Below are 12,018 nucleotides of genomic sequence, written 5' to 3' on the forward strand. Positions count from 1 at the left end.
TCCGCCCGTCATCCCGGCCCGCCCGCGGACGCGACCAGCCCGCGCAGCACCTCGATCGCGCGCGCCTCCGCGGCCTCGGGGCCGGCGGTCGTACCGTCGGCGACGACGTCCGGCTCCACGCCGACGCCGTCGATGAGCCGGCCGGACGGGGTGCGGTAGCGGCCGACCGTCAGCTCGATCGCGGAGCCGTCCGACAGCACCGCGGACTCCTGCACCGACCCCTTGCCGTACGTCCGAGTCCCGACCACGATCGCCCGGTTGCGGTCCTGCAACGCGGCGGCGACCACCTCGGCGGCGCTCGCGGTCCCGCCGTCCACCAGCACGACCACGGGCGTCGTGGTGTCACCGGGTGCCAGCGACTCCAGCGTCCGGGTCCCGCTCGCGCGCGTCTCGTAGGACACCACCGGTCCGCCGTCGAGGAACGCGCCGGCCACGTCGACGGCCTCGGTGAGCAGGCCGCCCGGGTTGCCGCGCAGGTCGAGCACCACCCCGCCGCTGCGGGCCCCGGTGTCCAGCGTCAGCGCGTCGCGGACGTCGCGGCCCACGCCACGGCTGAACGACCGGATCTCCACCACCTGGATGCCGCCGTTCAGCCGCGTGACGTTGACGTCGTCGGTGGTGACCTCGGCGCGCCGGACGGAGAACTCCACGTCCTCCCCGTCCCGGGAGACCATCAGCGCCACCGTCGACCCCGCGTCGCCGCGCAGCGCCTCGGCCACGTCGCCGAGCGGGTCGGCGGCGACCGCTCGGCCGTCGATCTCGAGCAGGACGTCCCCGGGCAGCAGGCCCGCGGCCTCCGCGGGCGACGCCTCCTGCACGCCCGACACGAGGATGCCGCCGCGGCCGCTGGACAGCCACAGGCCCACACCGGTGTAGCGGCCTTCGAGCTCGTCCTGGAACGAGGTGTAGTCGGTGGGGTCCAGGTAGCGGCTCCAACGGTCCCCGACCGCGCGCAGCATGCCCTCGACGGCGGCGCGCCGCAGCACGTCCTCCTCGACCGGGCGCGCGGCCTGGTCCTGGATCCGCGTCATCGCCTCGTCCAGCACCCCGGTCGCGGTCGCGGCCGGCTGTGGGTCCCGCTCCCCGAGCACCCCGGTGGCCAGCCCCGCCACGTACGCCGTCGCCACGGCCGCGCCGAGCGCGACCGCCGGCAGCCAGCGCGAGTCGGTGGGGAGCACCCGACGAGTCTAAGAGTTGACCCGTAAGTCGGGTCTGTTGGTGGTTCGGGGCCTGGTCCGGCGACGTCGACCGTGGCCCTGGGTGGGGCCTGGCGCTGTTCCGGGGTGGGGCCCCGTTCCTTCAACATGGTCACCGGCAGGGGCCACCGGGTGGTGGCTGCCGTCCCTGCCGCCGGGGGTGCTGGGTCCGGGGGCGGGTGCGGTTGACCGGTGCAGCGCCTCTTGCTGCGCTGCTGCTCGTCGCGCGAGAGCGGCGAGAAGTTCAGGGTCGATCCGGGCGGTGGTGGGGTCGTCCGGGTCGGTGAGGGTGACGCAGGCGGCCAGCGCTGCCGCGAGGAGGTCCCGGTCGGCAACAAGGCCGCAGCCAGGGCAGCGGTGGACGCGCTGGGTGAGGGGTTTGCGTTCGCGGCGCCCGCAGACGCAGTGCTGGGACAGCGCGGTGGGCCCGGTCGCGGCACGCAGCAGCGCGCCGCCGGTCTTCTCGCACTCCATCCGCAGCGCGGCCAGCAGCATCCCAGGGGAGAACACGCGGATGCTCCTACCCCAGCTGCGTGCCCAGGCTCGGACGTCGACGTGTTCCGTGACGATGACGGGCCCGTGCGCGGCGACGATGTTGGCCGCGGCCTGCGCTGCCCGGGCACGTTTGGCCTGCGCGGCGGAGCGGGCGTCCGCGGCGTGGTCGGCCCGGGTGCGCCGGTAGGCGACGGTGAGGGTGTCCTTGCGGTACGCGCGGGAAGGCACACCGGCGGCGTTGCTGAGGCGCGGACCGGTCGGGATGTCCACGGTCCGCGGCGCGAGTCCGGCGGCGGCGCGGCGGTCGGCTCGGGCCTGCTGCCGGGCCGAGGGGTGGTACTGGTCGGCGTTGGCGGAGCGGCGGGACCGGTCCAACGCCCGCTGCCGGTCCCGTGCCTTCTTCGCCGCCCGCTCCGCGGCCCTCCGCTGCTCGTCGGTGACGGTGACGTAGTCGGCCCGCAGCCCGTCCCGGGGGCCCTCGGTCGGGCTGGACGGCATCGACACGGCAGCCAGGTTGGACACGTTGCCGTCGACCCCGCCGACCCGCCCGACCGGCGCCGCGGCGCGCCGGGCCAAGGTCGAGTCGGCGGTGTACCCGGGAGTGAGGACCATCAGGTGCGCGTAGTAGCGCCACCTGTCCGGCGCACGCCGGTCCTCCACCCGGACCAGGTCGATCTTGTGCCAGGCGCTCGGGTCGGCCAGGTAGTGCGCCACCCGAGGGAACGCCCCGGCGCCCTGCGGGAGCCGGACCGGCAGGACCAGGTCCCCGCCGGGCAGGCCGGTGAACACGACCGTGAGCGGCCCGTCGTACCCCCACCAGTCCGCGCGACCGTTCTTGATCGGGGCCACTGGAGTGGGCACCTGCTTCGGCTGCGCCAGCAGCGACTCCCCGGCAGGTGCGAGGACAGCCTCAGCAACTGTCAGGCCCGGGTCCACTCCGTACGCGTCGAAGTGCCCCTGCAGCGTCCCGACCAGTCGCCACGATTCCCACGTCTTGGTCGTCTTCGTGTGCGAGCGGGCTCGGCCGGGGATCCGGGTGAAGTCCCACCAGCCCCCGACTCGGGGACGCCCGTGCCGTTTGCCTGACGTGTCGGGGAACAGGTGCCGATCGATCGTGTTCCACACCTCGTCCGCGACGTGAAGAGCGACCGCTTTCGTGATGTGCGCGCGCATCCACCGCGAGTCGTCGACGTGCCGCGACGCAGCAGCCTCGATCCCCTTCCGCGACAGCCCGAGACGCTCCCTCACCTTCTTCGGTCCGGCCCCCCGCCGCTCCCGGTAGGCCGCGTGATACGCGTCGACCCGATCCCGCGCATCACGTTGGAGCGCGCGCCGCAACTCGTACACGGCCTGCCACTGCTTCTCCACCCGGGCCCTGGCCTGCGGGTCCGACACGTCCAACTCCAGCCGGATCACCGACACCCCGACATCGACCGGACGGCGCCAGTTCTTCCCCTTCGACTTCCCGCGACGCTTCGGCGCGACAGGTTCGGGCACGGCCGAGCCGACAGGCTCACCACCACCCGATATCCCGCTCACGCCCTCATCCTTCTCGAACGGTCCGACAGTTCACCTTCCCGCGCGATACCGGCGTCTGATCGTGCTCACCGGCCTGACCCCATCCGAGTTCACTGCAGTGGTTCGCGACGCCGCCCAGGTGGTTCCCGTGACGCGGGGGCGGCCGTGGAGCCAACCCCTACCCGTGCGGATCCTGCTCACGCTTGCCGCGCTCCGGACGAACCTGACCGAACGCGCGCTCGCGGCCGTGTTCGACACGTCCCAATCGACCGTCAACCGGGTCATCACCCATCTGACCGCAGTCCTGTCCCGGTTGAACCCCGACCCAGGGCTAACGCCTGACAAGGGGTCGTGGATCGTGGACGGCACGCTCATCCCCGTGCACGACCACACCCGGACCGCGCTATCGAAGAACTACCGCCGCTCGGTCAACACCCAGATCGTCATCCGGGAAGCCGACCGTACGGTTGTGACCGTGTCCCGCGCGTGGCCCGGGAACAGGACCGACATCGTCGTCGCTCGCGCCGAACTCACCGACCTGCTCGCCAGCACCACCCGGACCGTGCTCGGCGACGGCGGCTACCGCGGTCTACCCCGGATCACCAGCCCCGTCCGAGACCCGCAAGGCCACATCATCCGAGATCGCGCCTGGCGCCGTCACAGGCGTCGCCGCGCCCGAGTCGAACACGTCCTCGCCCGGCTCAACGACTGGCAGATCCTCAGACAATGCCGCCGACGCGGCGACGCCATCGACCACGCAACCGCGGCCATCGCCGACCAACACAACCTCAAACGACGACCCGACTTGCGGGCCAACTCATGGGGACCGCCGTCAGCAGGAGACCGGGTAGCGGGACCCGCCGAACCAGCCGAACGGGTCGTACGGCACGCCGCCGACGTGGACCTCGAAGTGCAGGTGCGGTCCGGTGGACCAGCCGGTGGAGCCGACGTAGCCGATGACCTGCCCCGCACTCACCGAGCTGCCGGAGCCGACGGCGACCGACGACTGGTGCGCGTACATGGTCGACAGCCCGCCGCTGTGCACGATCAGGGTGTGCAGGCCGTACGGGCCGCCGTTCTGGACCGAGGCGACAATGCCCGACGCGGCCGCGCGGATCGGGGTGCCGTAGCCCGCGCTGATGTCCACTCCGGTGTGGCAGGACCGGTAGCCGTAGACCGGGTGGATGCGCGGGCCCACCCCACCGGAGACCCCGCCGCCGGAGACCGGCCAGACCAGGGAGCCGCTCGGCGTGGAGGCGCCGGACGACCCGGCCGAGCCCGAGGATCCCGAGGAGGAGCGGGCGGCGGCCTGGGCCCGCAGCGCGGCGGCCGCCGCCGCAGCGGCGCGGCGGGCCTCCTCGGCGAGGCGGGCCTGCTCGGCCGCGAGCTGGTCGTAGCGCTCCTTGACCGCGTCCTTCTTCTCTTCCGCCACGGCCAGCGCGTCCCGCCGCTGCGCGACGAGGCGGTCGACCTCGGCCTTGGCGGCCTCGGCCTCGGCTCGCGCGTCCTTGGCCTCGGCGTACCGCTGGGCGACCAGCCGGCGCTTGGCGTCGACCTCCTCGCGCAGCAGCTCCAGCCGGACCTCCTGGATGGCCATCTCGGCCCGCGCCTCGGACATCCGGGCCAGGGACTCGCTGTTCGCCCGTCCCACCGAGTCCAGCGCGGCCAGCCGAGACGTGAAGTCGCCGGGGTCCCGGGCGTCCAGCAGGATGTTGATCTCGGCGAACGGGCCCTGCAGGTATGCCGCCCGGGCCAGGTTGCCGACCTGCTCCCGCATGTCGGCGATCTCGGCCTCCTGGGCGGCGAGCTGCTGCTCGGCGCGCAGGGCCGCGGAGGTGGCGGCGCGCAGCTCGGCGGCGGCGATCCGGTCGGCCTCGGCGGCCCGGTCGGCCTTCGCGGTCGCCCGGGTCAGGGCGCTCTGCGCGGCGGGGAGCTTCTCCTTGGCATCGGTGAGCGAGCGCATCGCCGCGGTGACCTGGGCGTCGGCGGCGTCCAGGGCCTCCCCGGCCTGCTCGAGCTGGCGGTCCACGTCGTCACGGCGGTCCGCGGCGGCCGGGGTCAGGGTGCCGGCCACCAGCGCGCCTGCGGCGAGCAGCGCGACGACCGCGGCGGTCGCCCGCGCGCGAGCGCGCGTACCGAGGACCACGGGCACGCGGGCGACTCCCTTCACCCCACGAACGGCTGGCCCCCTGTGGGAACAGCCGACTCAGAGTACCCCCGGGAACGCTGCTTTCACACCCGTCACTTCGGTCACAGATCTCGCGCGGGCCGGGCCCGCTCAGGTCCTCATCCCAATAGGTTAGGCTTACCTAACTTTCTTGGAGCGCGGTCGCCCTCGGGCCCGCATCGCAGCCTCGAAGGAGTCCTCCGTGACCCGTGCTCGACCCCGCCAAAGCGGCACGGCCCTGTCCGTGGGGGCGCTCGCCGTCGGCGCCCTGCTGCTCACCGGCTGCGGCGGCGACGCCGCCGCCGACTCCGGCACCCCGCAGGCCGAGGGGTCCGTGGTGGTCTACAGCGGGCGCAGCGAGGAACTGGTCGGCCCGATCCTGCAGGCGTTCACCGAGGAGACCGGGATCCCGCTGGATGTGCGGTACGGCGACACCTCCGGCCTGGCGGCGCAGTTGATCGAGGAGGGTGACCGCACCCCTGCCGACGTCTTCCTCGCCCAGGACGCCGGCGCCCTCGGCGCCGTCGCCGACGCCGGGCTGTTCACACCGCTCGACGACGCGCTCACCTCGACGGTGCCCGCCGGCTACGTCGGGGCCGACGGCACCTGGGCCGCAGTGACCGGACGCGCCCGGGTCCTGGTCTACGACCCCGCAGCGGTCTCCGCCGAGGAGCTGCCCGCGTCGGTCTACGAGCTGACCGACCCCGCCTGGAAGGGCCGGGTGGCGATCGCCCCGACCAACGCCTCGTTCCAGAGCTTCGTGACCGGCATGCGGGTCGCCGACGGCGACGACCGGGCCCGCGAGTGGCTCGACGGCATGGTCGCCAACGACGTGGAGTCGTACGAGAAGAACAGCCTCATCCTCGACGCGGTCGACGCCGGACAGGTCGACCTCGGGCTGATCAACCACTACTACTGGTACGAGAAGGCCGCCGAGGTCGGTGCCGACGCGATGAGTGCGCGGATCGCGTTCACCGAACCCGGCGACCCGGGCTCGCTGGTCAACGTCTCCGGCGTCGGCGTGCTGGCGCCCGCGGCCGAGGATCCGCGCGCCGCGCAGCTGGTCGAGTTCCTGCTGTCCGAGCAGGCCCAGAGCTACTTCGCCGGCACCACGTTCGAGTACCCGATGCTCGCCTCGGTGCCCGCGGCCGACGACCTGCCCGCCCTGGACACCCTGCAGGGGCCGGACGTCTCGCTCGGCGACCTGGGCTCGCTGCCGCAGACCCTGCAGATGCTGCAGGAGACGGGCCTGCTGTAGGTGACCGTCACCACCGGGGCGCCACGCGTCCGTCGACGGGGTCGCGCCGCCGGGCGCGGCCCCGGCGTGGTGCTGACGCTGGCCGTCCTCGGCAGCGTCGCCGTGGCGACGCTGCCGCTGTGGTATCTGCTGGTCCGCGCCGTCGGCGGACTGGACCGAGCGGCGTCGATCCTGGGCCGCCCGGGATTCGGGACCGCCGCGCTCACCAGCCTGGCCCTGGCGGTGGTGGTGGGGGCCGGGGCCCTGGTCGTGGGGACCGCGACCGCGTGGATCGTCGGCCGGACCCGGCTGCGCGGCCGTCGGGCCTGGGCCGTGCTGCTGCTGCTGCCGCTGGCCGTGCCGTCGTACGTCGCGGCCTACGGCTGGGTGTCGCTGGCGCCCTGGTTCTCCGGCTTCTGGGCCGCGGCGCTGGTGCTGGTGGCCTCGACCGCGCCGTACGTCGCGCTGCCGGTGTTCGCGGCGCTGTCGCGGGGCGAGGCCGGGCTGGAGGAGGTGGCTCGCTCCCTCGGCGCCGGGCCGATGGAGGTGCTGCGCACCGTCACGCTGCCCGCGGTGCGTCCCGCCGCGCTCGCCGGGACGCTGCTGGCGATGCTCTACGCGCTGTCGGACTTCGGCGCGGTGGCGATCCTGCGCGTCGACACGCTGACCCGCAGCGTGTACGCCTCGTACAGCAGCGCCTTCGACCGCACCGCCGCGGTGCTGCAGTCGCTGGTGCTGATCGCCTGCGCGGTGGTCCTGGTCCTGGCCGAGCAGCGGTTGCGCGGGCGGACGGGGTCGCGGGTGTCCACCTCGGTGCCGCGTCCGGTGCCGGCCGCGGGCCTGCCCGCCGCCGGGCGGATCGCCGCGCTGGCGCTGCTGGTCGGCACGGTGGTGCTGTCCCTCGCCGTCCCGGCCGTGGCGCTGGTACTGCGGCTGCTGCAGGGCATGCGTGGCGGCGTCGATGGCGGCGAGCTGGTCTCGGCCCTGGCGGGCAGTGCGTGGGTCGCGCTGCTGGGGACGGTCCTGGCCGTGCTCCTCGCCCTGCCCGTGGCCGTCGTCGCCGCGCGCTTCCCCGGCCGGCTGTCCCGGATCGTCGAGGTGGCGTCGTTCTCCGGCCACGCCCTCCCCGGGGTCGTCGTGGGCCTGTCCCTGGTGTTCGTGACCCTCAACGCGCTGCCCGCGCTCTACCAGAGCGTCGCGGCGCTGGCGCTGGCGTACGCGGTGCTGTTCCTGCCCAAGGCGATCGGCTCGTCGCGGGCCGCGATCGAGTCGGTCCCGGTGTCGCTGGAGCACGTCTCGCGCGCGTCGGGACGCGGGCCGCTCGCGACCTTCGTGTCGGTGACGGCCCGGCTCTCAGCACCGGGGATCGCGGCGGGCGCGCTGCTGGTGATGGTGACCGCGATGAAGGAACTGCCGGCGACGTTGATGTTGCGGCCCACCGGGCTGGAGACGCTGGCGACCGAGCTGTGGAGCCGTACCGAGGTCGCGGCGTACGGCGCTGCCGCCCCCTACGCGGTGGCCCTCGTGGCGTTGGCCGCCGTGCCCGCGACCCTGCTCGCGCGCGGGGTGCGGCTGCCCGACCTGGCCACGACGGATGGAGAGGTGACCCGGTGACCGCGGTCGAGGTCGAGGGCGTCGACGCGGCGTACGGCGACGTCGAGGTCCTGCGGGCGGTATCGCTGGACGCGCCGTCGGGTCTGCTGACCGGCGTGCTCGGCCCGAGCGGCTGCGGCAAGTCCACGCTGGTGCGGGTCATTGCCGGGTTCCACCGGCCCACCGGGGGCACCGTGCGCATCGGGGGCCGCGCCGTGGACGGGCCGGACGGGTTCGTCCCGCCGGAGCGGCGCCGGGTCGGCATCGTCCCCCAGGACGTCGCGCTGTTCCCGCACCTGACGGTCGCGCAGAACGTCGGGTACGGGACCCGGCGCGGCCTGCGTCGCCGCCCCGACGAGGCCGTTGTGCAGCGCGCCCTGACCCTCGTAGCGCTTCCCGACGCGGGGCCGCTGCGGCCCGACCAGCTCAGCGGCGGACAGCAGCAACGCGTGGCGGTCGCCCGGGCCCTGGCGGCCGATCCGGACGTCGTCCTGCTGGACGAGCCGTTCGGGTCGCTGGACCCGTCGCTGCGCGAGCAGGTTCGGGCGCAGGTGCGGTCCGCGCTGCGGGCCTCCGGCTCGACAGCGCTCCTGGTCACCCATGACCAGGAGGAGGCGTTGAGCCTGTGCGACCGGGTCGTGGTGCTCCGGGACGGACGGGTGGTGCAGTCGGGCACTCCGGAGCAGGTCTACCGGGAGCCGGACAGCCTGTGGGGGGCACGGTTCGTGGGCGACCTGGTCGAACTGTCGCCGCACTCAGCCGTCTGCGAGGGTCGCGTCGACACCGCCCTGGGCTGCCTGCCGGTCTCCGCCGTCATCACCGACCCGGAGTCGGCGGCGGGTGTCGGGGTTGCCCCGGTGGTGACGGTGCGGCCGGAGCAGGTCGTCCTGGACCCGGCGTCCGGCGTGTCGGCGGTGGTGGTGGACGTGACGTACTTCGGGCACGACGCCCTGATCGGGCTCCGGGTCGAGGGCGACGCCCCCGCGGAGGGGGTCCGGGTGGTCTCGCGGGTGACCGGGGTCCGGCCGCCGGCCGTCGCGGACCGGGTCCGGGTGTCGGTGCAGGGCGCCGCCCGCGCCTACACCTCCTGAGGTCAGACGCGCAGCCCGCCGGCCACCCCCGTCCTCTTCACGACGGAATGAGTCCAGGCGTGGCTTGAGGGGCCGAATCCGGCTCCCAAACAACGTGGGGACTCATTCCGTCGCGAGGTGGTGAAGGTCCGCCCAAAGAACGGCGGGGCCGGGTGGTGCCGGCGCGGTCAGACGCGCAGGTACTTGCGCAGGGTGAAGAAGGCAGCACCGGCGGCCAGGATCGTGCCGGTGAGGAACACGATCGGAGCGATCGTCGCGATGCTGTCCCAGCCGATGAACGCGGTGAACTGGAAGGCCGGGGCCAGCACCTGGTCGATCAGGACGGCCTTCACGACGATCAGCCCGCCGATGGCCAGCAGCGCCCCCACCGCCGCGGCGATCGCCGCCTCGAGCAGGAACGGCAGTTGGATGTAGAAGTTCGACGCCCCGACCAGCCGCATGATGCCGGTCTCCCGGCGCCGGCTGAACGCGGCCACCCGCATCGTGTTGACGACGAGCAGCACCGTCACCACGAGCATCGTGAGCGCGATGAACAGGGCGATGGCCTGCAGGCCGCCGAGCAGCTTGAAGAACTTGTCCAGCAGCTGGCGCTGGTCGTTGACCTGCTCCACGCCGGGCCGGCCGGAGAATGCGGACGCGACGACGTCGTACTGGGTGGGGTCGGACAGCTTGACGCGGAACGACTCCGGCAACGCCTCGGGCGTGACGTTCTCGACGATCGGCGAGTTGCGGAACTGCTCGGTGAAGCGCTCGAACGCTTCCTGCTGCGACTCGTAGTAGACCTCCTGCACCAGCGGGCGCAGGGACTCCAGGTCCGCCTCGATCTGGTCGCGCTGCGCCTGCGTCACCGCGCCGCCGGCGCAGGACGGGACGTCGGAGTTCTCACCGCACAGGAAGATCGAGACCTCGACCTTGTCGTACCAGAAGTCCTTCATCGTCTCGACCTGCGCGCGGACGAGCAGGCCGGTGCCGAACAGGGCCAGCGACACCGCGACGGTGATGACGACGGCCAGCGTCATGGTCAGGTTGCGGCGCAGGCCGATCGCGACCTCGCTCAGGACGAACCGTGCTCGCATGCCGTGACTTCTCCGTGGGGTCGGTCTTCGTACGTCAGCGGGCGTAGCCGTAGACGCCGCGGGACTGGTCGCGGACGACCCGGCCCATCTCCAGCTCGATGACGCGCTTGCGCATCTGGTCGACGATCTGCGCGTCGTGGGTGGCCATGAGCACCGTGGTCCCGGTGCGGTTGATCCGGTCGAGCAACTTCATGATGCCGACGCTGGTGGTCGGGTCGAGGTTCCCGGTGGGCTCGTCGGCGATGAGGATCATCGGCCGGTTGACGAAGGCCCGGGCGATGGCGACCCGCTGCTGCTCACCGCCGGACAGCTCGTCGGGGAGCCGGTCCTCCTTGCCGTCCAGGCCCACCAGGTCGAGGACCTCGGGGACAACCTTGCGGATGTGGTTGCGCGGCCGGCCGATGACCTCGAGCGCGAACGCGACGTTCTGCGCGACGGTCTTGTTGGGCAGCAGCCGGAAGTCCTGGAACACCGTGCCGATCTGGCGGCGCAGCTGCGGAACCTTCCACGACGACAGTCGACCGAGGTCCTTGCCGGCCACCCATACCGCGCCCTTGGTCGGCTTCTCCTCCTTCAGGCACAGCCGCAGGAAGGTGGACTTGCCGGAGCCGGAGGACCCGACGAGGAAGACGAACTCGCCCTTCTCGACCTCGACGGACACGTCCTCGAGCGCGGGCCGGGTCTGGCTCGCGTAGACCTTGGTGACGTTCTCGAAGCGGATCACGGCAGCTCTCGGATCGGGACGCGTCCGACGCGCGTCGTCGAGCGAGTGTACGTCGGTCGGGGTGCGGCTCCGCGCAGGCGCAGGCCTGGCTCAGGCCCGGTGGCGCGCGCGGGTGGTGGCCGTCGCGGGGTCCGGGCGCCGGCGGGCGACGAGGACCAGGACGACGCCGGCGAGCACGGCGGCGGCGCCGGCGCCGGCGAGGAGCGGCTCGACACCGGTACGGGGCAGGGTCGGGCGGGCGATCTGGGGCGTGGAGGCGGCGCTGCCGGCCGATCCTCCGACGGCGGGACGCGCGGCGGAGCCGGCCTGGGCCTGGCCACCCCCGGCGCCCGGCTGCACCGCGTCGGGGGCGCCGGCGTTCTGCTGGACCTGGGACTCCACGATGACCAGGCCGTCGGACGCGGTCGTGGTGGCGACCGGCTCGGGCTCGGCGGGGTCGACCGCGGGGACCTCCTCGGCGGGGGCCACGGGCGCGTCGGTGGGGTCCTCGACCGGGACCGCAAGGGCCTGGACCGGGGCCGGTTCGGGTGCCGGCTCGGCGGCGTCCGCGGGGGCCGGGCTGACTGCGGGGGCCTCGACTCCCGGGGCGTCGGCGACGACGGGGGCGGCCGCGCCGTCCTCGGCGTACGCGACGGTCGCCGGCAGGCCCACCAGGGCCACGGCCGCGGCCAGGGCCACGACCGCCCGACGCGTCACCGTCATGATCCGATCCCCACCCCTCCGGCCGTCGCGCTGACGTCCGCCCCGCCAGGGTAGGCCGGTCCGATCACGCTGTGAAGTCTCAATGCAAGCATCCAGCATCATCCGAACGGATGATATTCAGGGACCCCATCAACAGTATGTAGTCACAATCGCCCCATGCGTCACTCCTGGTATGACGGTGCGGCGAACGGGTGACGGGTGCGGGCCGGGCGAGGACCG

General features: G+C 73.5%; 9 protein-coding genes. 3 read left to right on the forward strand and 6 right to left on the reverse strand.

What is annotated here, in order from left to right; genetic code table 11:
• Nucleotides 1-8: 8 nt before the first annotated feature.
• The 3 genes from R2737_12595 to R2737_12605 form a co-directional block, all read right to left on the reverse strand.
• Nucleotides 9-1,178, reverse strand: a complete 1,170-nt coding sequence (locus R2737_12595; protein MEZ5117095.1) for a S41 family peptidase — start codon at nucleotides 1,176-1,178, stop codon at nucleotides 9-11.
• Between the two features lie 9 nt (nucleotides 1,179-1,187).
• The gene (locus R2737_12600) at nucleotides 1,188-3,188 is read right to left on the reverse strand and encodes a zinc ribbon domain-containing protein (protein ID MEZ5117096.1); all 2,001 of its coding nucleotides are present in this window, start codon (nucleotides 3,186-3,188) and stop codon (nucleotides 1,188-1,190) included.
• A gap of 853 nt (nucleotides 3,189-4,041) precedes the next feature.
• The gene (locus tag R2737_12605) at nucleotides 4,042-5,361 is read right to left on the reverse strand and encodes a peptidoglycan DD-metalloendopeptidase family protein (protein ID MEZ5117097.1); all 1,320 of its coding nucleotides are present in this window, start codon (nucleotides 5,359-5,361) and stop codon (nucleotides 4,042-4,044) included.
• A gap of 217 nt (nucleotides 5,362-5,578) precedes the next feature.
• On the opposite strand from R2737_12605, the gene R2737_12610 reads away from it, so the two are divergent.
• The 3 genes from R2737_12610 to R2737_12620 are packed head-to-tail and all read left to right on the forward strand — an operon-like array spanning nucleotide 5,579 to nucleotide 9,297.
• Nucleotides 5,579-6,634 carry an iron ABC transporter substrate-binding protein gene (locus tag R2737_12610; GenBank protein ID MEZ5117098.1) on the forward strand — a complete coding sequence of 352 codons (1,056 nt, stop codon included), beginning with the start codon at nucleotides 5,579-5,581 and terminating at the stop codon, nucleotides 6,632-6,634.
• Nucleotides 6,635-8,227, forward strand: coding sequence for an iron ABC transporter permease (locus R2737_12615; protein ID MEZ5117099.1), 1,593 nt, complete (start codon nucleotides 6,635-6,637; stop codon nucleotides 8,225-8,227).
• Nucleotides 8,224-9,297, forward strand: coding sequence for an ABC transporter ATP-binding protein (locus R2737_12620; GenBank protein MEZ5117100.1), 1,074 nt, complete (start codon nucleotides 8,224-8,226; stop codon nucleotides 9,295-9,297). Before R2737_12615 ends, R2737_12620 begins: the two co-directional genes overlap by 4 nt.
• A 167-nt stretch (nucleotides 9,298-9,464) precedes the next feature.
• On the opposite strand, the gene ftsX is transcribed toward R2737_12620, so the two are convergent.
• The 3 genes from ftsX to R2737_12635 all read right to left on the reverse strand — a co-directional run bounded on the left by ftsX (nucleotide 9,465) and on the right by R2737_12635 (nucleotide 11,799).
• Complete coding sequence (gene ftsX, locus R2737_12625) at nucleotides 9,465-10,373, reverse strand: permease-like cell division protein FtsX (GenBank protein MEZ5117101.1); 909 nt, start codon at nucleotides 10,371-10,373, stop codon at nucleotides 9,465-9,467.
• 34 nt (nucleotides 10,374-10,407) lie between these two features.
• The gene (gene ftsE, locus R2737_12630) at nucleotides 10,408-11,097 is read right to left on the reverse strand and encodes a cell division ATP-binding protein FtsE (protein ID MEZ5117102.1); all 690 of its coding nucleotides are present in this window, start codon (nucleotides 11,095-11,097) and stop codon (nucleotides 10,408-10,410) included.
• A gap of 90 nt (nucleotides 11,098-11,187) precedes the next feature.
• The gene (locus R2737_12635) at nucleotides 11,188-11,799 is read right to left on the reverse strand and encodes a hypothetical protein (protein ID MEZ5117103.1); all 612 of its coding nucleotides are present in this window, start codon (nucleotides 11,797-11,799) and stop codon (nucleotides 11,188-11,190) included.
• Nucleotides 11,800-12,018: the final 219 nt, after the last annotated feature.

The sequence above is a fragment of the Candidatus Nanopelagicales bacterium genome, assembly GCA_041393815.1.
Classification (GTDB): domain Bacteria; phylum Actinomycetota; class Actinomycetes; order S36-B12; family JAWKJK01; genus JAWKJK01.